This is a genomic window from Desulfopila sp. IMCC35008 (assembly GCF_010646885.2).
Classification (GTDB): domain Bacteria; phylum Desulfobacterota; class Desulfobulbia; order Desulfobulbales; family Desulfocapsaceae; genus Desulfopila.
This window is the reverse complement of the sequence record NZ_CP050700.1, coordinates 944,850-966,840: the sequence shown is the minus strand read 5'-3', so window position 1 is coordinate 966,840 and position 21,991 is coordinate 944,850. Positions and strand designations below refer to the sequence as shown.

Below are 21,991 nucleotides of genomic sequence, written 5' to 3'. Positions count from 1 at the left end.
TTATTCCAGGCATATTACTATGAGAGAATTTCATTCAATACCTCTAAGCCTTAAAGAATATGCTGCAAGGCGTACACGATTCCTACCAGCTCTATGTTTGACTCCTTTTATCGGGCGAGTAGATGCGGATGGGAAACCGCTGTTGGCTCAAGTCATGAAACGCCGAGCCGCTGCAGAAAAGGAACTGCGATATCAGAATTGGCTAGCAAGACCTCGGCATACTTCAGACTCTCCTATTGATATATTGTCGGATATGTCATTTGGCTTTTAGCTTTAATGATATTCATGTCAGTTTTCTTCTCTAACTAATTGTTAACATATTGCATATTGATTTGGATAGGTAAATGAATCATCTACGTGAGAGGGTAGCATGTTTGGTTTATCCAAAGAAGAAAAGTTTTGGTCAGCTTGTAAAAAATCTGATTATTGGTCTATAGTTTCGCTGTTGAAAAACTCCCCATATTTAACCGTTCGTACAGACAGACATGGCAAACATGGTTTAACATATGCAGTTGATGCGGGGGATTACCAATGTGTAGAGGCTATATTAGAATCAGGTCGGCGCATTCCGATAAACGAATACGATAAAACAGCATCGAATCCATTATCAATAGCTATTAAGAAGAGGAACTTGCTAATAGCAAAACTATTAATTGAGCACGGAGCCGATGTTTCCCAAAATGATTATTTAAACATTACTCCTGTATGGGACAGTTCGCACAGAGGAGCTATGGAGAGATCTGGCGTCGGCGGTTTCTGTGATCTAGCCATGAATTGCTTTATCGAGCAAAACAATCCTCTGACGAATCAGTGGGGGAAAATAAATACACCTAAAGTCGATACGTACAATACCAATGGGACTATTGAGCGTCAATTTGGCATGGAGATGGGTAAGTATTGCACATGGCTTTCATCATATAGTGGAATTTTTGATGACCTAAACCTCCGACGACTTCCCAACACCGATATAGTCTTGAGAATGCTAATATTGGCAATATCTGAACAATGCATCCAAAAAGTCTTTCACATTAGCGATGAGAGAGTGGCGCGCATTTCAGAACCTCAAGCAAAAGAGGTTTTTGATAATTTCATAATGGCCAACCGCATGAGCTTATCAATAGGAGATTTGAACCTTCCCAGTAACTATTATGGAGCCCTCACTAATTTTTATAATTACAATATTGAAGACGATTTGACCTATGAGTTTTTGTTTGACCTGTATGAACTTGTAAATGAAGTCTTCCGGAATTCTTCCAAAGAAATACGACAAAGGTGGTACTTGATTCAGCAAGGACATGCAATTGACTTTATGCCAATTACTGAAGCCGCCACAAACTTGCTATGTCAATGCTATGATTATGATGAGAATATCCTCAAAGGGGGGCTATCTAATAAAATACCACGACTATTTGGCGAATTGCAGTGTAAATGCAAAGCCCATCATTCTCTCTTTTGATGCAAATGTAAGCCAATTATGGTTGCTTTAGAAAGCATAAAACAAGCGCTCATCCTGGTGCCAGATTGCGCTAAGTGCCTGTGACGGTACTATGCTTTTCTACTTTTTAAACTAGTTCCTCACTTTAATAGACCGAGTTTTTACGGCGCAAAATTGCGCCACAAGTTGACTGGGAAATATTTCCTTACGAGATTCCTAGATTTGAAATCTTGGAATAGATTGGCTCGTAAAATTATCCGAGCGAGATCCTGTTATGGGATATCACATAACGGCTAGCGGGTTTTCCACGCTTTGTGTGAAACCCATCGCGCCACTTTTCAGCCAGTTCTGATATTTCCAAGCTGGACATTGCGGGTGAATCCGCCGCCATCTGATTTTACTATTGGTACAATGTTCATGTCGCCCCTTTTTTTGCTTGTTTGATGCGCTCCTTGTCTCCAGACAGCATCGCGGCCCTTGCAGCCGCCGCCTGTTCTCTGATTGTCATTGCTGATCGTGGGTTGTTGAGGCGCGCGATTGTTTCCTCTAAAATGGCAACACGCTTTTCGAGTTCTCGGATGGTAGTCATGTCAGTCTCCTTTTCGCCTTGCTTTTGGATTGTGTATTGAGAGCAATGTGAGTCGTGTCAAGCCTAGTAAGCCCTACAAAATACCCTGTATCATTTTCTCGGGTCTCTGCTTCTGCGGTGCACCTTTGTGGACATAAACCATGCGTCTGCTTGTGTAAGGTCGAGCAGGTAGCTTTTACCAGGTTTGTAAGCGTCGATCTTTTTGGAATCAACAGCCCGCTTGATAGCCTTGCGGTCACACGTATAGCGCTTCACTGCTTCTGCATATGTGATGGTTTCAGGGATCATGCTATTGCATTGCTTTTTATCGTTTTCGTTCTGCAATACTGCCATTTCTTCACGGACAATTTTCCGTATCTCTTTTTCACTTAAATTTTCCATCGTCTTGTCCTTTGGCTTGATAGATATCTGTAGGGTTCTGATTGATACAATAAAATATATTCTTGATTCTGACCAGCCAGTGGAGTATTCTCTAATTGTTGCTGGCAAAATCCAGCACCGGGTTTGACGGCCCGACTTCAGAGGCGGACGCACCGCCACTATTCTATACTGGCGGTATTTTTGTGCCCGTAGTTCAGCCATTGCTCTTTGCTTGGGCAGGCTGAGCAGGGAGCTATATGCTCGCCAGCCCTCTGACTGGTCCGTCAACCTGCTCGGTTCTGCCCTTTTTGTTTGACGGCAAAAGGGGCGGATATTTCCAAACCTTTTTCAGAGGAGCAAGCCATGAATGAACAAACCCAACCCACCTACACAACTACCCCCTGTATTCCATTCTTCATCACCGACAGCGAAAAGTACAAGGATGAGGATCCCTTCTTCGAACTTCCCTTTGTTGTCAGAAGCAATAACCACCACAAGTGTTGGCATGTACACCCAACGGATATAATCCACGCCGACGAAGCCTTGGGCATCATCTATGCTACAGAGTTCATGAAATTCGTTGCCGTGGACCCAGATGAGCGCCGTGAATGGCTGTTCGACATCATTAAGGATATGGCTCACAGCAATAAGGGTGATCTGGAAACGATCGAAATGGCTTTCCTGACACAGGTCCAGGCTGTATTTGCTCTCGGAATAGAAGCAATCATGAAAAGGGAGGTGGCATAATGGAGAATTGGAAAGACATCGATCCCAGAATTTATCTGCAGACTATTGACCAGCGCCTATCCCTCTTGCATCACACCCTTTATAATGCGTCACGGAACAGCCTTACTGAAAACATCCTTTCTGCAATGATTCTGAACATCGAAGATATTCAACAAGACCTCGCCATCCCTATGCAATACTGCGAAGATGCTGAAGGATTCCTGTGGCCCTTGCAGGACAAACTGGAGAACGGTCCACAGATCACATCAACCCTTTTCGAGTTACTGGTCAATATCGATCCTGGAGGTAAGATCCAGGAGCACCTGTTTCGGCAGTTGATTGATGATAAAGGTGAAGTGAAGAGGGAGATCTTGGCTATAGAGAGTTAGGGTTACCTTTTAAACGCCCTGGGTGCTACGGTGTCAGGGCGTTTTTGTTTGCATTATATGAATTATTAAGTCGGGTCTTTTTTCTTAAGATATTAAGAATATTCGACTTGAAAACAGGCGTGATCAATTAGAAAATTAGGCAATTATACCCATTGATAAAAGCGAGGAAATTGTGCTAACGTGATATAGAATGATGTTTTGATGCTAGTGAAATCGTCACCCATAATTGGCACAGGAGGTTGTTCAATCCTCCTGTCTCGTTCCCACCATCTCGACAACCTGTGCATAGTGAAGCTTTAGGCCAAACACTAATACTCCGTGCGTTGTTTCGATTGAAAAGAAAGCACCTTCAACCATCTTCCCATTCTATGATCGTGACTGGCACGAGAGTACTATTGGTCATGAACTAGACCGTTAGACTCGGACCAACTCTATACGAGTATCAATCTTTATATTACTCTATAAGAAAAATGAAATAATGAACCAATTACCATGCTAATCTTTCCAAAACATACTAATATGCAACATATGAAGTGTATGATTGTTTTTTATCTAAAAAAGTTCAATCAAATCATTTAAATCATACTACATTATTGTTTTGTCTCATTATATTCTTTTTCAACATTGACATCCCAGATATTATGTTTTGTTTTAATTCCGCTACAAATATTTTTAACAGCAGCCATTGCTGTCAACATGGAATGATCTGCATTGTTATACCGATGCATTCCATTTCTTCCGATTAAGAAAAGATTTTCAATTTTATCAGTAAATTCAATGAGTTCTGCAAACCTGTTATATGTTCCAAAATAAGCAGGATATGTTTTAGGTATTCTTATTATTGTTGAATCAAGGACATCTTCTTTCATTATCATATTAATCTTTTCTAACTCATTGATAGCAAATGAAATAAATTCAGAATCTTCTTTTTCCCATAATTCGTCACCCTCATTACAAAAATACTCAAGCCCTATCCAAACATTATCTTCATTAGCGACGAGATAAGGGCTCCAGTTATTAAATATTTGTAAGCGTCCAATCTTAACATCTCTTTCTTGGATATATATCCAATTATCTGGGACCACATCATTTATCGTTTTTCTTTTTGTATCATTAGTTAGTTGCATTCTTTTCAATAATAAACCAACCGTGATGAAATCTCTATAAACTAACCCTGAAGCAATACTATTAATCTCAATAGGCACTTCATTGCTTGGCATAGAATTCACGAGGGTTTTGATTGGCATAGTAGAGATTAAACAATCACATTCTAGATCGAGAGTTTCACTGGTCGCAGTATTCTTGACGTGCACGCCAGTAACAATTCCAGAAGAAATATCTACTTTGATAACCTCATGTAGTCTTTCAATACACCCTCCCATCTCTTCGATCTTACACGCAACTTCTTCCCAAAGTTGTCCAGGGCCTAATTTAGGATAAAGAAATTGCTCGATAAGAGAAGTTTCAGTATTTTTCTGCCTAATTGAATTGTCTTTAAAGAAAACATTTTTTATTGCATGTATCAGTGTTTTACTAATGGATAGACCTTTTATTCTTTGAGCTCCCCAATCTGCAGGGATTTTACTACAAGGAACGCCCCACACCTTTTCCGTATAATCTTTAAAGAATGTATTGTACAATTCTTTACCGAAACGGTTAATTAGAAATTCCTCTAGATTTTTTTCGTTTTTTATTGGTTGCAGTTTGATCAATACATATGTCCAACCTATTTTAATGAGTCTAAGGAATCCAAGATTTTTAAAAGTAGACCATTTCAAGGATATGGGATAATCAAAAAAAGATCTAAGAAAAAATATTCGTGACAATCTTTCCCTGATGAGCATTACCCTGTTTGTTTTTTCGGGGTCAACGTTACCGGTCGGGGGAAAGGTTATTTTTCTACCAAGTTCCAGATCATCTCTAGCTGGTTTTCCTTGTACTGGCATAATTGCCTGCCACCAGTCCATCACTTTTTCTGACTTTGAAAAAAATCTGTGCCCTCCGATATCTATACGGTTGCCTTTATATACAATCGTTTTTGACAGCCCACCAATATCTGGTGACATCTCAAATATTATTACTTCACTATTACTATTTTTTAGTAATTCATATGCCGCAGTAAGACCAGCTGGACCTGCGCCAATAATAACGACTTTCTTATTCATAATGCCAAATTGCTAATCATTAGTATTTAATTTGAATATAATAAGTACCATATTATGGTGAAAAAAGACTTTGCCTTCATTCGCTAATCAATATGCTAAAGAACACTTTAATGTATTTAAATCATGTCTATTTTTTCTTTTCCTAATGCTACATATTTATCTAGTAGACCTATTAGTATGACTACAATCACAGGCATGACATGAATTGTTAAGCGATTCCATGACCCACCAGTTTGCCAATAGACATCAGCGTCGTGAAAAACAGTGATAACAAAGTAACCTACGAGTAAGAGCACAGGTAAAAAAAGCATAATTCGAAATTCTTTATGGAAAGACATAGGAATTATGGCAAGAGTTGTAATGGCCAAAACTATATTCCATTGCTTTATATCAATCCACATACGGGCAATAATTTCTGCCACGATTGGAGCTCTACCTAAAGCCCGTTGTATATTACCTATGTCAAAGTGTAACCCAGAGGTAGCGTGAGATCCTAACCCTAAATATATTTTTACCCACCAAAACCAAGGTGCATATGTAACAAAGAATACGACTAAAAAGATCGAAAAATGGGCTAGTGGACGACGACCCGGTAAAAATAAAATCCATATTGAAGCTAAACAGCTAAATAACACTCCTTCATTTTTGGTATAAGCCGCTCCTGATGCCAGCAATGCTGCTATCACAGTTATTAACATTTTATCATTATCTTTTCTCATTAAAAGACACCCTACACAGGTTATGATGAATAACCAAAATGGGGCTTCAGCATAGCTCCAAGAAGCAACAAGTGGAACCATTGGCATTGACGAGAAAAGAGCCGCACCGAACAGAGCTAAAAGAATATTATGCTTCCAGCGATATATAATAACCGCAATTTCCCAACAACAAAGGATCAGGAATATGCCTCCCCAACCTCTGCTCCACATTTCTTCCCATCCACCACTCAACCAACCTGAGTAAGCCCAGATTGTAGGCCAAAGAAGAGGATAATCTGCTTGATCAAATGCAGTAACATCTTGCAGCGGACCTTGGACAAGAGCTAACACCTTTGCTTTCGAACCCCATATCGCCCATGCATCCCAGTCATCAGGGACAACAACTACCGACATTAGCATTACCCAGATAACACTGAGACAAATTATTATCATAAATGTCCAGCCCAAAAATTTTTCGAAGTTATTAGGGTGGTCAATCATGTGGATTGTAATATTAGAGGATCTTTTTTTTCGCCAAATAGTGAATAGCAAGAGCCACGAAATGACTCCAACAATTGTATTAATAATGAATCCGTACGAGGCAGAGCCGGTTAAACCTTTTGATATGATTGGCCAAATAACCAGAAACAATAAAGAACACCCGGCAACTTCTGGAAAACTAAAATTAGAACCATGATTAGTATTTTTTAGAATGAGAGTAATTCCAAGTAATAGAATAACAGCAGTAATCGGCCCCCATATTGTGCTCAATTTTGAAGGATTAGTTGTATCAGTTATCTCACCTGCTAAAGGGAAATATCCACCATCACCATAGACAATATAATCCTTTTCTCCATAAGGCATTCTTGGCAGTAGTAAGTATGCTGCATATGAAAATTTAACCCTATCTTCTTTTCTTTTATAATCAATATTTTCAGGCCATATCTGTGTTAGTTTCTCAGTTGTTGCCAATAATGGTTTATAAAATCCTGCCTTTTGCCAAATTATTTCGCGTTGCTCTGTAACTGACTTTGATAGATAATCAACTCTTTCTCTTTCCCACCAAAGCTTATACATTGCTGCTAATGCAGCAAAACTGACAACAAGCCACCCGGCTATGAGTGAATAAATAAAAATTTTGATGTATTTAGATTGCATTATTTCTTATAAATTCAAGTTATTAATCCGTACACCGGACAGTCGACATTAGACCAGGAACAATAGGCTATAATTACATCGACATGAGCACAGCTATTCCCGTTATGGCAATTTACTCAATGAAAAATGAGGAATTACCACCAATCGAACCATTGCTATTCTAAGTTTACTAGTAAGAAGAGACCTCAACCGTAATTCTACAGTGTTGATGGCCATTTCTTACTGAAAATACAAGTTTTTCGGGCACACATACCCGATTCCCTATGAAAACATAGGTTTTCAAGGGCACCTGATCTTTGACAATTCGATTTTCAATTAAGCAATAAACCATTACGTCTTGAACGCCTCCTTGCTTCCAAAGACTATAATGCGCAGAACCCGTTCCATAGAGTCAACTTCAAACAACTGCATTGTAGAACGAATGAGTTCCCACAAGGTTCTTTTTATCCTCCCCTTGATCAGTGCGGCCTGGAATAACCAGCAACTCAACTGCTGTGCCTGATCTACAAGAAAAGCCAACATCATCAGGATAGTGAAAACACCGCTCAAGTTCTTCTTGCCCAGACCATAATTGTGACCAAGGTTATACCCTTGATTCTTCAAGGTGTTGAACGTCTCGTTTTCGATCTTCCACCGCGCACGTCCGGCCCTCATCAGCTGGTAGACATTGTCATCTGTTATCTCAAGATCTGTAACCCAGCTGAATTCCGTAACCTTACCTTTCTTGTTCACCTGGTAGTATTCCAGTACGTTGACCAAAAGGTCGGGATGAGATTGATTGAGCGGTACATTGTTCAGGTATTTGAAAATATGACCTGTCTGCTGATCTTCTGGATCCAGGAATTGAATCTCAGATACTCGGCCTTCATTTGTAGCCCGATCCAGTTCTGTAAAGAGCGCCTTGTGATCTTTTGGTTTGGCTCCGAGAATAAAGCGTAAATCGTGCTTTTTCAGCTCTTTTACGTGTGGTCCGTTACTGCTGAGTGCATCTTCAACAACGATAACTTTCAGGTGAGGATGTTCACGCCTGAAATCTTTGAAAAATCTTTTAGCAGCATTGCGCTCACAATCATTTTTACGGGTGCCGTCATTCTGGGTTATCATCTCTGGAAAGACAGGGATGACAACTTTACACCCTGGTTTGACAAAGCAGGCTGCATACATTTGCTGATGGTACAGGGTATTCCCGTTCCTGCTCTTTTTTCCCATACAGTACGGTGAAGAAACTTTTTCAGAGCTGTAGAAGCCGGTGCCGTCACCACTGAGGAGATAGTGCCCATCATAATAGGCCATCTTCTCGAAGTCCTTCCCTCGTTGTATTTGTCTGAATACAGAAAGGAATGGCGCTCTCAGTACAGACAAGGGTAACGGGTCCAAAATTGTACGCATCTGGCTGTCACAAGGGATATTGGAGAGGCCATAGACAGAACGAAGATTATGATCTTCTTCACTACGTCTCTTATCAAACGCCAGAAGTGATTGATCTTTGAGCTGAAACATAGCAAATGCGGACATCAAAGCATCATCAAGGGTTATTTTCGAGTTCGCACCTCGGTTGTCCGGGATCTTCTGAAAATCTAGCCGGATTGCTGCAAGAAGTGAATCTGCATTGAGGTGTTTTCTCACTTTTCTGCCTGCTAATGTCAGAGTTAAGGCTTTGCTTGTGTTGTATACTGACAATCTCATCACGTCTCCTATGTATATATATGATATTCCATAGAAAACGCACGACATTTTTTATTGGAGATGTCAAATAAAAAATGTCATGTTTGTGGATATTTATTTTCTGTTATTTCAGTCTATTGTACTCATGCCTTGTGTCAAATGTTTACGAAAGCTCAAACTTAAATAACACCTATTTTCAATTACATAAAATTCAGCCGGGAATCGCTGACATGAGCATCATTTTTATTTGTGCCAATGTCTGCTGATCAGGTTTCGTCTTAATATTTTATTGAAAACTATATTTTAAAATTTCAACTCGCACATTATGCTCTCAGATAAAACCGTTTTCCCTGTTAGTTGAGCATCTTAAAACGAGATAAAAGTGACATATTCTAAGTTCTGAGTCAAAACACAAATCAATCTCAGCACAAAAGGAATTATATGCTATTTATGACTCTAATATAGAGCTTATTGCAATTTGCATTGCCCGTCATATACCATACGATGAGATCAGGATCAACTTTCAGTTTTGCATAAATTGTTCTTATTGGTCAAAGGCATGACAGATTGTACTCTCCAGTTTCCCACTCTTTTAAGGTAGTAATGTGATTAATACTCATTCAGAATTGAGCATAGCCGCTCACGGATAATTCTCGTATAAAACCATTCAACATCCACAACCATAAGACCCTGTAATCATCCGAGCTGATGGGGCATATACTTCTTAGTAGAACTGCGTGTTCTGCTTCTCCTCTCGGGATGATGTCTCTCGCAATGCATCATCCTGTTTTTATTTACCAAATCCTTACTGGATCAAAAAGGTACATGCTTGGTATGTTTTTCATATTGAAATTACATTAATTATTCGATCATGGAGCAACCAAGTCATGAAAATAACCAAGGCCAGTCTTGCCGAAGTCATTTACAAAAACCACGATGATTTAACGAAAAAACAAGCTGAAGAGGCGGTGGAATCATTTCTGCGAATTGCCAAGGACGCTCTCATTGATGGTTCAGGTCTACTTTTGAGCGGTTTTGGGAAGTTCAATGTGAAGGAGAAGAAGCCGCGAATAGGGCGTAACCCTCAGACTGAAGAAACCCTTATTCTCGATGCCCGTAGAGTCATAACGTTCAAGCCGTCTGGCAAGTTGCGGAGTAAAGTGAATGGAAAATGAGAAGACCGCTCTTTCGAAAAGATCGCCCAAATATATATGATCAGTTTATCGTTTAAAGCGTTATTGACAGCATTACTATAGTCGGGATTGTTAAAGCAATATGGGGGGGATTAATTGAGAAAGACAGAACCCGAAGGCCCTCCCTTTCTTTGCTCACAACTGGGGGCGTGAGGTACTGCTACATGGGGAATGATAAGCGATAGGGTTTCGCTTAAAAGGGTTAACTACATAATACCTTACTCATTTTTTAATGTTTGGCATTTTTGCCAAATGATCCAAAAAACTGAATAGCAATAAAAACGTCCAGGATAGCCCAAATTTTAACGATTATAAGTTTTGCATGGTCATGTATTCGAATGCAATAAATGCCTCAATGTTGACATCATGAATGTGTCAGGCAAGGCTTTTTCTCAATACGGCACTATATGGCTATTAGGAACGGCATCTCAAGTCTCCTTGTACTGAGATAGTCCGCACCGGAACTCCAAGCCTGTGCCATTTGGTTCGCACCTGAAGTTCGCACCTGAATAGGGGGGGCAAACTAAGAAAGTCCGCAGTGAGGTCCGCACCCCGATAGGGGTTATGTTGGTGCGCACTTTCATCTGCTCAGGGTAGTCAATCACCCTTTTCGCGTTGCGAGTATCTTTTCCAGATAGGCGCCCCGATCCTCTTCCGACAATTGATAAAATGCCTGTCTCTGTTGTGGACTCATCATCTTCAGAATGTTTTTCTTCAATCGCTCCCGTTTTGCGTCTGCTAATTTGTTTTTTTCTTCCGGTGAATGCTTTGAAACACGATCATACCAAGATGCCAATGGGCTGTTACCTCCGGGCCTGAGTTCACCAACGGTTTTGTTTGGGGTATGAGATGATTTCTCACTTGCAGCAACCTCTGTGCTATGCCCTGCAGCCTCCTGCAATTGTTCTTCTCGATCACCAAATATTGTTTTTATATTGCCAAAAAACTTATCCCATCCGCCAGATCCATCTTGAGCGCCGGTTGCTTCATTGATCAGCCCTGAAGCAAACTCAGAACCACCACTTGTTTCATCCCCGGTCCATTCGCTATAAAGCTGGTCTACTCGTTTTTTGATGGTAGCAGAGATCCTTTGCTTTTCTTCAGAAGATTCAGCTCTGGCAATATCCATCTGCATTTCACTTGTCGCCACCTCGTAAGCATCTTTCTTCAGCCCCGCTTTTTCCTTGGCGCTTAGTGAGCCGCCGCTGTTTTGCTTGCTCATGGATGCCTGGATAATGCCTTTTGCTTTCTCGTCACCGAAAACACGCGCAAGGTCATCGTACATTTTCCCGTATTGTCCTCGCTTATCCTTCATGTTGTTCTGGAAGGTGGCGAATTCCTTGGCGTCTTCCTTACCCCTTTTGTAAACCGTATCTTCCCTTTCTGTGTTCTTGTCCCACAACTCATCTGCCCTTTTAGCATTACGGTTGTGGGTGATTTCGTCACGCTGAATACCCAGGCGGTTCAAAAACTCATGGTCATCAAGGCGATGCTCCTGAAGAAGTTTGGCGTAGCTCTCTCTCCTCAACTCAGCAGCGTCTTTTACAAGTTCAGATTGCTGCGCTTTTGCGCCACCGGCGATCCCCTGAAGTACCCCGTTGATTATTGCGTTCGTCATGTTTTACTCTCCGTCAGTGTGGTTAGGCCGTACAATGCGGTACATAACTACTTGCTTTCCAGTTGAAAGCTCTTCAACTTCCCGCTCTGTCAAGACCCGATCATCATTAAGGAGGGTAACGTGACCGTTCACGTGTTTCATGAAGGTAATGACCTTTTTAAGCCCCTGTCCATTTTGCTGTTCCAGCCGTTTCACTCGCTTCTGCATTGTGCTCATTTCATTCCCTCTTCGAGTTTTTCAATTCGTGTTTTCAAATCTGCCAATTCGGTTACTGACAAATACTTCTCATATATGTTCGCTATCCTGGCGGCATCTGCAGAACTGCATTTCCCTTGGTTGACCAACAGTGACAGCTTGGCCAGGGCATCCTTGCAGGTTTGAACATCGATCACCTTCGGGAGGCCAAGAGGCTTACGAGGGAAACCTTTATCGCCGTAAAGGATTTTCGATGTTTGTAATACCGTTTGAGTGTCTCCCTTTTCCAGGAGATCGAAAAGCTTATCAATAACCAATGGCTCAAGTCCTTCGATCAGTCGGTTCCGGGCCAGTGTCGTCTTGTTTTTTACCCCTTCTCTACTTGCCATTTGCTCCTACTCTGTCAATAATGGTTGATAACTGGGGCCTGGATTCATGGCTATCGAATTAAGTGCACTCGCCACAGAAGCAGCCTTAAACCTTTGCCGTTCACGATCCAGGTTACCCTCCGTCAGCCCACAACCTCGATCCAGACCCGTTTCCTTGAAATGCAGGTCCGCTTGAACATCCGCAAGCAGATAGAGTGCTTGGGTCAATTCCTCTCGGCTTGCTTTTTCAATTAAGCGGTCAGCGTCTCGAAAAGGTTTACGACTTTTCTCGTGGTCTCGTTCTTTTTTTGATTTAATTCTGGTAATTCGCGCCATGCGGCCTCCTTTGATTTGTTAGGCAGAATTCTCACACCGGATGACAATGTTTCTCCCATCCAGGAAATTGTGATTTTACTTGTATTTCACGCAAGGCATCATCAGCCTCCTCAACCGATATACCCATGTTCTCTGCGAGTTGTTCGGCGGTAATCGCTACTCCTCCGTTTACCTGTTTAAATCCAATGTCAGAGATGAATCCGTCCATCTTGGCCATTGCCTCTGGATCACGTTTACAGAGGTCATCGACAATGAAGTGGAGACAACCCTCTTCGTGATAAGTTCGGTCGAGTTTTTCACTGTGCTGAAGAGCCTGGTGGACCTCTTGCCGGGATATCCGTTTTGATACGGCGCCAGCTGTGGCAATGCCATCAGCAATTGAAAGGGCCTTACAGCTGCAGGTAAGAATTTTCTGACCACACAGGGGGCAGGACTCCAGCGGACATCCAGGCTTATGCAGTTCTCCGGCCTTTACCTTGCAGTTCGGACACGTTGAGCAGATCTGATCAGGGTATGATTCATTACCGTAGGGACACCTTGGCATGTCACTACCAGGACGGGACTCGCCGAACAATTCTTTGTCAGCCTCTTTAAGCTCTTCGTCAGTGATTTCTTTCCACTGGTGAAGGTAGCCAATGATCTCTGCATCACACAATTCCTGCAAGCCATCAATAGGCTTGCCGTTGGATGAAAAACTCCAGAGGCAGTCAATATCTTCCGGACCAGGGCCAAATTGGTCATTCTTTGAAGCGGCGTTAAGTCCATCTCTCTTTGCAAACCTGTTAACGAGTTTTCCTACTGTGTCCATTTTGAAATTCTCCTTTTTACCAGCACCCGCAGTCTTTACAGTGTGGGAGTTGTTTGTAGAGATAGTGGTAAACTGTGCTATAGGTGTCATGGGACTGCAGTGCGGGGTTATCTGAAAACCAACCCACCAGCTGGCCCATGCGAGCTTTGAAGTTTGGTCCATCCAGAGTCCTGTACCACAGGTGATTGGCACAGAAGTTCGGAACGTCACTGTCAACGGCCTGGATGTCATCCTCCAGTTGTTTCAGTCTTGGCTCCAGATTGAATATTTCTGGAATAGTCATGCTACACCTCTTGGTGGATATATCGTTTTGGTTCCGCCGATTGGCGTTCCAGGAACTGGCAGCTTTGAGGGTGGAACCAAAGTCCAAAACTTGGTTCTTTTCCATTCTCCCTCTGTTTCGTGCAGATCAGGAGCGTATCGGCCTCTTGCTTGGCTTTCTCAATTTTTGCCTCGTCGCCCCCTCTCAAGAGCCGTTCTTTCCGCTTATTCCTCCACACGATGAAGACCGAACTGACCATGTCGGCTATTCCACCACTGCCCTTTAGGTCGAACTTGCCTGGAGGCTTCTCCTCGGTTTCGCCTTTCCGCATGTGGACAACGAGGGCGACATGAACCTTATGCTGCAGAGCGTATTCAAATAATTCGTCCACATAGGATTTTTGGGATGGATAGTCATCGTCACGGAATCCCGCTTTACTCAGTGAGTCCAGAATGAAGTGGGTTACCCCGTAACGTCTTCTTGCATATTCAAAGACCTCAAGAATGCGAGATGATTTAGCGGTACCGTATGCGTTGAAAATAAAGATATTGTTGTCAATCAGTTGCTTGATCTTGGTGGCATACTCCGGGGTGGGGTTTGATACGCAACCGGCCTGCCGGTAGATCCTCGCTCCCAGCTTGTTGGCTGGCATCTCAAGAGAGGCAACGCACCATTTCGTCGACTGATACACGCCGTCAAGCATTACCTGTCCGAGGAGTTCAGATTTACCGTGTCCGTTGATCCCTCCCCATACTGAAACCTCAGCAGGGCGAAGGCGAACTGAATCGAATGATTTCTGCCATGGCAAGCGGAGCCCGCTCTCGGTATTTTTATTCGGGTCCAGTTCATCAAGGATGTCGTCATGGAAATCGCTCAAGAGACGCAATTCTTCAGGGTCTACGGTACTGGCTGCATCGAGAAACGTTTGAAGTAGTACGCCGTCTTGGTGTGCTTCGTTGGGGTCTTTGTACGTGACACCACAGCATTCAAGTTTTACGACTTTGCAACGGTGTCTACCGAGTCGGTCTAGAATTTCGATCACTGCTTCCTGTCCAGCTTTGTCGGAATCCATGCAGATGTAAATCTGGTCAAAGCGTTCCAGGCGATCATGTTCATACTCAATCCAGTCGTGTTTTCCACCGCTACCGGCACCTTTAGGAACCGATAACGCCGGAATTCCCTGTTCCCAAAATGTGAGACAGTCCTTTTCACCTTCGCAAATGACGATATCTCGATGGTTATCCCCAACAGCTTGCCAAGAAAAAAGGCAAGGGCAAGGTGCCTCGTTGCTCCAAAACTTCTTTTCATCCATGTCACGGTACTTCACTAACTCCAGTACACCGTTAGGGTTGATGTACGGAAAGACTATCGCGTTTCCTCTCTGACCAATCCGGAGCTTTGCAACTGTCACTTCACTTATCCCGCAGTCCTTCCACCACTCCAGCATCTTGGCATTAGGCTTTGTGCACTTCGGTTTTTCAGGAAGCTTGTATTTTGGTTGTTTAAATTGGGGAGGGTCATCAACGCCGAGATAATTTTTGATTTCTGCAAGTGCATCCTGAAAGCTTACTCCGCGTACAGATCCCCACAGGTCAAATAGATCACCTTTATCACCTGTAGCGAAATCACTCCAAACGCCGGTTTTATCCCCTTCAAGGTGGATAGCGAGGCTACTACCTTCTTCCCCAGCAACACTACCAATGACCCATTCTCGGCCTCTTCGTTTACCTGCAGGCAAGAGATGCTGAACAACTGCGACGATATTACCTTCAAGCAAACGGTGTAATTCTCTGGGAGTCATTATTGAACCCCCTGCATGAAATCTGGATAGTCGTTATCTCCAGCAATACCTGATCCGTTATTAGCGGCAGGCATTTTGAGAACCAGTTGGTCGAACTGTTTCCTCAACTTCGATCCCGACAAAATATTGCGACTCCAGAAGTCATCATCCATACACCACTCAACAACCGACCTGATCTGCTCCCATGGTCTATCATCAAGTCGATGAATTTTCTCGATATCGTCAGACCAGTTTGCGAGAGTCTTCTCACGTTCACCAGCAACAAGGAACCTATAGCCAGGATCACGCTGGAGGATGGTATCTGCCATCAATGAAGCAATCTTGAATCCCTCTGTTTTGATTGCTGGCAAATCATGATTGTCAGATAAAGAATTCTCGTCGGAATTTGATTCCGGCATGAGAGTAGTTTCTGTCTCTGTCTCTGTCTCTGTCTCTACAAGAGCATTTTGCTTGCACGGTGCTAGCATATCGCTATCGACATGCACCACCTCAATAAAACCGCTGGCTACAAGAGATTTGAGATCAATTTTGTCAGTTGCATTAATCCGACGGGCAATCCATTTGGAGTCATTGGGAACCTTGTTCTCAAGCTGGCTTGCCAATAACCAAATACCCAATAGGTGCGCTTTGCTAGCATCTTGCAAGCATGAGAATTCATAATCGTTAAGAACGTCACGATGAAGTTTGATCCAGGGAGGGCAACGATCCTTATAGTGTTGCCACTTATGCAATGATGGAACTGTGATATATGATGTGTCAGGCATTTTCCAATACCTCTTCGATACGATTCCGTTCTTTTACAAGCATGGCATGCAAGAGCAATGCGGTTTTTTCGATTTCGGAATCCTTCCCGCTGCCGCTAATTTGGCTATTCGCGATCCACTCCACATTATCAATCTGGTTAGAGATGATTACCTGTCTACATTGTAAAGAATTGGAATTTTTCCGGGAGAGGAGCGCTTGCGGATATCTCCCAAGGTTGCTACTATTGCGTAATAATTTGTTTGAAACTCCTTGCCGTGCCACCATAGCCGTAAGATGGTTGTTTTTGGTGGATTTCATGCTGCCACCTCCTCTTTCCCTACAAGGTCAACCCGCTGAAGGTTTTCAAGATGACTTTCTACCTCGTCTTCAAAAAAACCAGATGTGCGTCTTGATAGTCTCACTCGACGTGGAAATCGTCCTTCAAGCTCCATCCGTCGGATTGTGCTCTTGCTCAGTCCTGTGATCTCCGTCACTCTGCCCAATCGTATAATTCTCCGCATTGTATTCTCCTATGCCAGTGGGTTGATATGGACCTTAGTGGCCCTCCTGGTATAGAGGTCAGCAAATTGACTGCGGATATCAGCAATTGGGCTGCGGATTGTAAAAAAAAGTGAAAAAGGAGAAAAAAAATCCCATTGACACTAAGGACAATGGGAAGGTTGATATAAGATATGGGTATGGAGGGTTTTAGATAGATATGTACCAATCAGGAAAATCGTGTGGTGGGCTATATACGTTAACCCTTTTGAGTAGATACCTTGTAAGGTGATCGGCGAGGTCGGTGTACGCCTCCTTCTTTAACACTTCTATAGCTCGCTTAATAGCTCGCTGTGCATTTGACTCCGTATTGTTTTTTGGGTTCCTCTCTGTATTGTACACCCACCTGATTGAGCCAGTGTCAGTGTCTAAATAGGCGCCATATTCTTTTTTTAGAACCAATCCTACTCGTTCAAGTTCTTCACTTTTCACCAGAGCTTTCTCAGACTTTCCCTCTTGTTGAAGTCGATTGATTTGACCTAGTATTCCCTGAACATTTTCTTTAATTTTTTCTTTACCTTTCTGGGTGATTTTTTCATCCACTCTATCTCCTCCCCCGTGAGGGTCTCTGTTGTCAATACTATCTTGTCCTTCAGAAATGGCTTGCTCTGTACTCAAGACTGGACTTGTTACACCTTTCCACGAACGGCAAACCTCAGATCGATTCAGTTCAACATCCCTGTTATTTAAAAAATCTGCTATGATCCCAAATCCTAATTGGTGATTCATATATATTTCTTTCTGCCCTTGAAAACGTATTCTCCAATACTCCCCTGATCGTATAAAATAATTGTCTGATGTCTCATGATTGACAGAGGCGAGATTGTTGTTATTTGACTGAAAGATTATTTTTTCTGCTTCTTCTATCCTACCATCATATCTTTCCACATTATTTTCATAGGAGTCTATCCCGGCTTGATCATCTTGGGGAAGATCTTCAATCTTATCCCGCATCCAGAGAGCCTTTTTGTACTTCTGCACCACTGAGTCTTTCATGGCCGTCTGTTTCAACTCGATATACTTTTTTAGGAAGATGTCTTTTTTGCGCGATTCTTGAACGTCTTGAGCAGGAATATTCAGCTTTCGTGCAAGATCAATTTCCACCCATAGGTCATCTTCACGTGCTTTTTCAATCTGTTTCCACAGAATTTCATTTGTCGTAGAATCATTAGATTTGTCAGTCATCTTCTCCCCGCAGAATCCCCTAGAAAAAAACAGACACGGAAAACCGTAGGGGAACGGCTTTTCGGGAGCGACCCTATCCGTGTCCGAAAGTTACGCTTGTTTTCTGATCGGTATAATCTTTCCTCCAGCTTTCAGCCCGTCGAGGTAATCGGCCCAATACTGCATCATCTTTCTTCTTTCTGGTAGGTGTTCAGCATGGTTATATGCAGCCTTGACAGTATTTTTTTCCACATGGGCGAGTTGTCGTTCGATCACTTCAGACTTCCAACCTTGCTCGTGCAGGTTTGTAGAAGCCATGGCTCTGAAGCCGTGCCCAGTCATCTCCGTTTTGTCGTAACCAAGCCGACGAAGAGCCGCGTTTACGGTATTTTCTGACATCGGCCTACTGGTCGTCCGTATTGAAGGGAAAACGTACCCTGCCCCTTCCAATGCGCCTGTTAGTTGTTCTATTTCCCGTAAGACATTTATCGCCTGCCTAGACAAAGGGACAAGGTGCGCCCCTCGCATTTTCATTTTCTTTGCCGGTATCTTCCACAAGGCTTCGTCTAAGTCAATCTCACTCCACTGAGCATGCCTCAGCTCTCCAGGACGGACGAATGTGAGAGGAGCAAGCTTCATTGCACATTTTGTCTGGAATGCACCCTCATAACCATCAATGGCTCGTAGCAAAGCACCAATCTCTGCAGGTTCAGTTATCGCCGCCATATGAGTTACTGTGACCTCGGTCAGCGCACCTTTCAAATCACTAGCGGGATCACGTTCAGCCTTACCGGTCGCAACTGCATACTGAAAGACCTTACTACAAAGACCTCTAACACGCCTTGCTGTATCATGTGCTTCACGGGATTCCATTTTTCGTAACACGGATAGCAATAACGGAGCATTGATTTCTCCGACAGGAATTGTACCAATATAGGGGAAGATGTTGAGCTCCAATCGCCCGATTACAGTTCTCGCATAGCCAGGAGCCCATTTCGGTTTTTTCTTCTCGAACCACTCACGGGCCACAGCTTCAAAATTATTCTGTACAGCCTGTTTACGTAGGTGCTTCTCCTGCTTCCGTTTAATGCCAGGGTCAATTCCCTCTCCAAGAAGCTCTTTCGCCTGGTCCCGCTTCTTCCGAGCATTGGCTAATGATATCTTTGGATAAACGCCAAGAGCGAGCGTCTTCCTCTTTTTCAGGTATCGATAGTCTAATCGAAAATACTTTCCTGATTTGGTGACGAGAAGGTAGAGACCACCTGAGTCGGACAGCTTGAACTGCTTGTCGACAAACTTGGCGTTCTTTATGGCGACATCAGTAAGGGGCATGACGGTATCTCCTTTATGGAGTGACGGTACCGCCGACGATATTTCCAATAAAAAAAACACTGGAAAATCGAAATGATATGATTTGACGGTACAAAATGGATGTTACCGATTTATACCGTATAAAATACCGCCATCTTGACGGTATGTCAAGGATCGTTCTGGATCACAGTGAACACGAGAAACAAAAAAGACCCAGCAAAACTGGGCCTTTTGGAGCGTTTCAAACTTTCATGAAACTTAAATGTGGTGGGCGAGGCGGGATTCGAACCCGCGACCTACGGCTTCGGAGGCCGTCACTCTATCCAGCTGAGCTACCCGCCCGAGTGAATTATTATAGGAGGTACGTTTATACCAAATTCAAACGGTAATTTCATCCCAATAAAGATCATATCAGAAAAAACAGATCAGATGAACAGTTCCATGCCTCATCTAACATTTTTTTGAAGTCACTTGTAATTCTAACAGGTTTGGATATGCTTATGGAAGTAACTCCCTCGTTTAAAATACATCACCAAAACAAATAGAATATCATTCAATCTCAAGCAGGTGCGATGAATCATACCGTAGAGGAAGTCTGGAAAGAAATACTACTGGCAATGAAGCACTGTATTGGTCAGATTCTCATCATCCACCTCGTCTATATAGCTATAGGTCTAACAGTTTTCACTCCTCTGGTTGGTTTTTTAACCCGGATACTGCTACATATTTCCGGTAAGCCGATGCTCTCGGACCTGGATATCGCTTACTTCATCCTGACGCCTCCGGGCATGATATCCGCCCTGCTTATGGGCGGAATCTTAATCACAATCGTCGTCTTTGAACAAGCCTCACTGATGGCCATTATCTCAAATACCATCAAGGGGACAAGAGTTACTATTGCTTCTGCCCTTCTCTTTACTCTCAACCGGTTGAAGACCATATATCTTTTTTCCCTGCGCCTTATCATAAAAATCCTGATTATCGTGTTGCCGTTTCTTGTTGTAAGCGGGGGGATCGCCTGGCTACTACTTACCGAATACGACATCAATTATTACCTGCTTGAAAAACCGCCTGTCTTTCTTCTCGCTGCTGGTGGTATAGGCCTGCTCCTCTTGTTGATGGTAATACTTGTCGTACAAAAGTTGCTTTCCTGGATTCTAGCCCTACCCCTAATATTACTTACTGACACAAGGCCCCAGGAATCATTTGCCGAAAGTGAAACCCTTACTGAGGGGTTTAAACGCCTGTTGCTCAAGATCTTTCTTCTGTGGGCCTCGATAATTTTCATACTACAAATCGTACTGGTCGGAATTCTACAAATTTCTGGCACCTTCCTCATCCCATATGTCTATGCAGCGCTCCCTGTACTGGTTCTCTTTCTTGGAGGCCTGGTCGCACTCTATTCGGTTGGCAATATTTTCATTACGACCTTTGCCTCAGCAACCTTCTGTTCCTTTCTGGTTGTTTTCTCGACCTATTCCGGACTTGACCTCACGCCCCTGAATGCCGACACTCCAGTCAATTCCGGACAAGTAAAAAAAAATTTTCTGTCCGTGCCGCTCGTATTCCTGTCCCTGATTTTTAGCACGGGTGTAGCTATGGCAGTCGGGGCATATCTATTCAACGGCATACCCACTGATAATGATATTGCCATCATTGCCCATCGCGGAGCAGCTGGCAAGGCACCTGAAAACACCCTGGCGTCAATCCGGCAGGCAATCGACGATCAGGCCGACTGGGTCGAAATTGATGTTCAGGAGAGCAGCGATGGGCAAATCGCTGTTATACACGACAGCGACCTGATGAAGATTGGCAACAACCCGATGAAGGTATGGAATGCTCCCCTGTCGGACCTGAAGACTGTCGATGTCGGAAGTTGGTTCGATCCCAGGTATTCATCAGAACGTATTCCGAGTCTGAGAGAGGTGATTGATGTTGTCAAAGGCAAATCCAAACTTCTAATTGAACTGAAATATTATGGCTACGACGAGCACCTGGAACAGCGTGTCATTGATATCGTGGAAGAAACGGATATGATACATGATGTTGCTATAATGTCGCTTAAACTGGATGGTGTTCAAAAAGCCTCCACCCTCCGGCCCGGGTGGTCCTTTGGTCTTCTGTCCTCAAAATCAATAGGCGACATCTCCAATCTCAACATGGATTTTCTGGCGGTGAACATGGCAACAACGACCCCAGGTTTCATTCGGCGGGTACACAACGACGGGAAACAGGTGTATGTGTGGACAGTCAACGATAAAATATCCATATCCCGAATGACTGCACTTGGTGTCGACGGCCTTATAACAGACGAGCCGGAGTTGGCCCGTACAGTCCTGGCTGAACGGGAAGAGTTGAATCTCACAGAGAGACTCCTGCTCCATACCACCGTACTTTTAGGTCGCCCCATACCAAGTAGACAATACAGAGACCAATCACCATAAGGCA

The 21,991-nt window shown here is 43.2% G+C and carries 22 protein-coding genes and 1 tRNA gene; 5 read left to right on the top strand and 18 right to left on the bottom strand.

Annotated elements, in window-relative coordinates; genetic code table 11:
• Positions 1 to 370 precede the first annotated feature (370 nt).
• Positions 371 to 1,456 carry an ankyrin repeat domain-containing protein gene (locus GA520_RS04340; protein WP_163337910.1) on the top strand — a complete coding sequence of 362 codons (1,086 nt, stop codon included), beginning with the start codon at positions 371 to 373 and terminating at the stop codon, positions 1,454 to 1,456.
• Positions 1,457 to 1,850: 394 nt separating this feature from the next.
• Here GA520_RS04340 and GA520_RS04335 read toward each other — a convergent pair whose 3' ends face one another.
• Both GA520_RS04335 and GA520_RS04330 read right to left on the bottom strand, forming a co-directional pair.
• Positions 1,851 to 2,024, bottom strand: a complete 174-nt coding sequence (locus GA520_RS04335) for a hypothetical protein (RefSeq protein WP_163337911.1) — start codon at positions 2,022 to 2,024, stop codon at positions 1,851 to 1,853.
• 90 nt (positions 2,025 to 2,114) lie between these two features.
• Complete coding sequence (locus GA520_RS04330) at positions 2,115 to 2,405, bottom strand: hypothetical protein (RefSeq protein WP_163337912.1); 291 nt, start codon at positions 2,403 to 2,405, stop codon at positions 2,115 to 2,117.
• Between the two features lie 342 nt (positions 2,406 to 2,747).
• On the opposite strand from GA520_RS04330, the gene GA520_RS04325 reads away from it, so the two are divergent.
• Positions 2,748 to 3,131 carry a hypothetical protein gene (locus GA520_RS04325; protein ID WP_163337913.1) on the top strand — a complete coding sequence of 128 codons (384 nt, stop codon included), beginning with the start codon at positions 2,748 to 2,750 and terminating at the stop codon, positions 3,129 to 3,131.
• Positions 3,131 to 3,499, top strand: coding sequence for a hypothetical protein (locus GA520_RS04320; protein WP_163337914.1), 369 nt, complete (start codon positions 3,131 to 3,133; stop codon positions 3,497 to 3,499). Before GA520_RS04325 ends, GA520_RS04320 begins: the two co-directional genes overlap by 1 nt.
• A gap of 590 nt (positions 3,500 to 4,089) precedes the next feature.
• Here GA520_RS04320 and GA520_RS04315 read toward each other — a convergent pair.
• The 3 genes from GA520_RS04315 to GA520_RS04305 form a co-directional block, all read right to left on the bottom strand.
• On the bottom strand, positions 4,090 to 5,664 hold the full coding sequence (locus tag GA520_RS04315) for an NAD(P)/FAD-dependent oxidoreductase (RefSeq protein ID WP_163337915.1): 1,575 nt from the start codon (positions 5,662 to 5,664) through the stop codon (positions 4,090 to 4,092).
• 116 nt (positions 5,665 to 5,780) lie between these two features.
• Positions 5,781 to 7,520, bottom strand: a complete 1,740-nt coding sequence (locus GA520_RS04310) for a hypothetical protein (RefSeq protein WP_163337916.1) — start codon at positions 7,518 to 7,520, stop codon at positions 5,781 to 5,783.
• Positions 7,521 to 7,850: 330 nt separating this feature from the next.
• Entirely contained in the window at positions 7,851 to 9,206 is a 1,356-nt protein-coding gene (locus GA520_RS04305; protein ID WP_163337917.1) for a transposase, read from the bottom strand.
• Positions 9,207 to 10,072: 866 nt separating this feature from the next.
• Here GA520_RS04305 and GA520_RS04300 point away from each other — a divergent pair.
• Positions 10,073 to 10,360: an integration host factor subunit alpha gene (locus tag GA520_RS04300; RefSeq protein WP_163337918.1), complete on the top strand. Its 288-nt coding sequence runs from the start codon at positions 10,073 to 10,075 to the stop codon at positions 10,358 to 10,360.
• Between the two features lie 619 nt (positions 10,361 to 10,979).
• Here the strand turns inward: GA520_RS04300 and GA520_RS04295 are convergent.
• The 13 genes from GA520_RS04295 to GA520_RS04235 form a co-directional block, all read right to left on the bottom strand.
• Positions 10,980 to 11,996: a hypothetical protein gene (locus GA520_RS04295; RefSeq protein ID WP_163337919.1), complete on the bottom strand. Its 1,017-nt coding sequence runs from the start codon at positions 11,994 to 11,996 to the stop codon at positions 10,980 to 10,982.
• 3 nt (positions 11,997 to 11,999) lie between these two features.
• Positions 12,000 to 12,212 (bottom strand): hypothetical protein, encoded by a 213-nt coding sequence (locus tag GA520_RS04290; RefSeq protein WP_163337920.1) that lies wholly within the window; start codon positions 12,210 to 12,212, stop codon positions 12,000 to 12,002.
• The gene (locus GA520_RS04285; RefSeq protein WP_163337921.1) at positions 12,209 to 12,580 is read right to left on the bottom strand and encodes a hypothetical protein; all 372 of its coding nucleotides are present in this window, start codon (positions 12,578 to 12,580) and stop codon (positions 12,209 to 12,211) included. Before GA520_RS04285 ends, GA520_RS04290 begins: the two co-directional genes overlap by 4 nt.
• Before the next feature lie 6 nt (positions 12,581 to 12,586).
• Complete coding sequence (locus GA520_RS04280) at positions 12,587 to 12,895, bottom strand: hypothetical protein (protein WP_163337922.1); 309 nt, start codon at positions 12,893 to 12,895, stop codon at positions 12,587 to 12,589.
• A 31-nt stretch (positions 12,896 to 12,926) separates the two neighbouring features.
• A complete protein-coding gene (locus GA520_RS04275) occupies positions 12,927 to 13,703 on the bottom strand; it encodes a hypothetical protein (protein WP_163337923.1) in 777 nt (258 codons plus the stop codon).
• Between the two features lie 16 nt (positions 13,704 to 13,719).
• Positions 13,720 to 13,986, bottom strand: coding sequence for a hypothetical protein (locus tag GA520_RS04270; RefSeq protein WP_163337924.1), 267 nt, complete (start codon positions 13,984 to 13,986; stop codon positions 13,720 to 13,722).
• Position 13,987: 1 nt separating this feature from the next.
• Positions 13,988 to 15,766 carry a toprim domain-containing protein gene (locus GA520_RS04265; protein ID WP_163337925.1) on the bottom strand — a complete coding sequence of 593 codons (1,779 nt, stop codon included), beginning with the start codon at positions 15,764 to 15,766 and terminating at the stop codon, positions 13,988 to 13,990.
• On the bottom strand, positions 15,766 to 16,530 hold the full coding sequence (locus GA520_RS04260) for a hypothetical protein (RefSeq protein WP_163337926.1): 765 nt from the start codon (positions 16,528 to 16,530) through the stop codon (positions 15,766 to 15,768). Before GA520_RS04260 ends, GA520_RS04265 begins: the two co-directional genes overlap by 1 nt.
• Positions 16,523 to 16,828 (bottom strand): hypothetical protein, encoded by a 306-nt coding sequence (locus tag GA520_RS04255; protein ID WP_163337927.1) that lies wholly within the window; start codon positions 16,826 to 16,828, stop codon positions 16,523 to 16,525. The genes GA520_RS04260 and GA520_RS04255 overlap by 8 nt, the downstream gene beginning before the upstream one ends.
• The gene (locus GA520_RS04250; RefSeq protein WP_163337928.1) at positions 16,825 to 17,031 is read right to left on the bottom strand and encodes an AlpA family transcriptional regulator; all 207 of its coding nucleotides are present in this window, start codon (positions 17,029 to 17,031) and stop codon (positions 16,825 to 16,827) included. The genes GA520_RS04255 and GA520_RS04250 overlap by 4 nt, the downstream gene beginning before the upstream one ends.
• Before the next feature lie 187 nt (positions 17,032 to 17,218).
• Positions 17,219 to 18,253: a hypothetical protein gene (locus GA520_RS04245; RefSeq protein WP_163337929.1), complete on the bottom strand. Its 1,035-nt coding sequence runs from the start codon at positions 18,251 to 18,253 to the stop codon at positions 17,219 to 17,221.
• A 90-nt stretch (positions 18,254 to 18,343) separates the two neighbouring features.
• Complete coding sequence (locus GA520_RS04240; protein WP_163337930.1) at positions 18,344 to 19,564, bottom strand: tyrosine-type recombinase/integrase; 1,221 nt, start codon at positions 19,562 to 19,564, stop codon at positions 18,344 to 18,346.
• 244 nt (positions 19,565 to 19,808) lie between these two features.
• Positions 19,809 to 19,885: transfer RNA gene (locus GA520_RS04235), tRNA-Arg, on the bottom strand.
• Between the two features lie 230 nt (positions 19,886 to 20,115).
• Here GA520_RS04235 and GA520_RS04230 point away from each other — a divergent pair.
• The gene (locus GA520_RS04230) at positions 20,116 to 21,987 is read left to right on the top strand and encodes a glycerophosphodiester phosphodiesterase family protein (RefSeq protein ID WP_163337931.1); all 1,872 of its coding nucleotides are present in this window, start codon (positions 20,116 to 20,118) and stop codon (positions 21,985 to 21,987) included.
• The last annotated feature ends 4 nt before the right edge of the window (positions 21,988 to 21,991 follow it).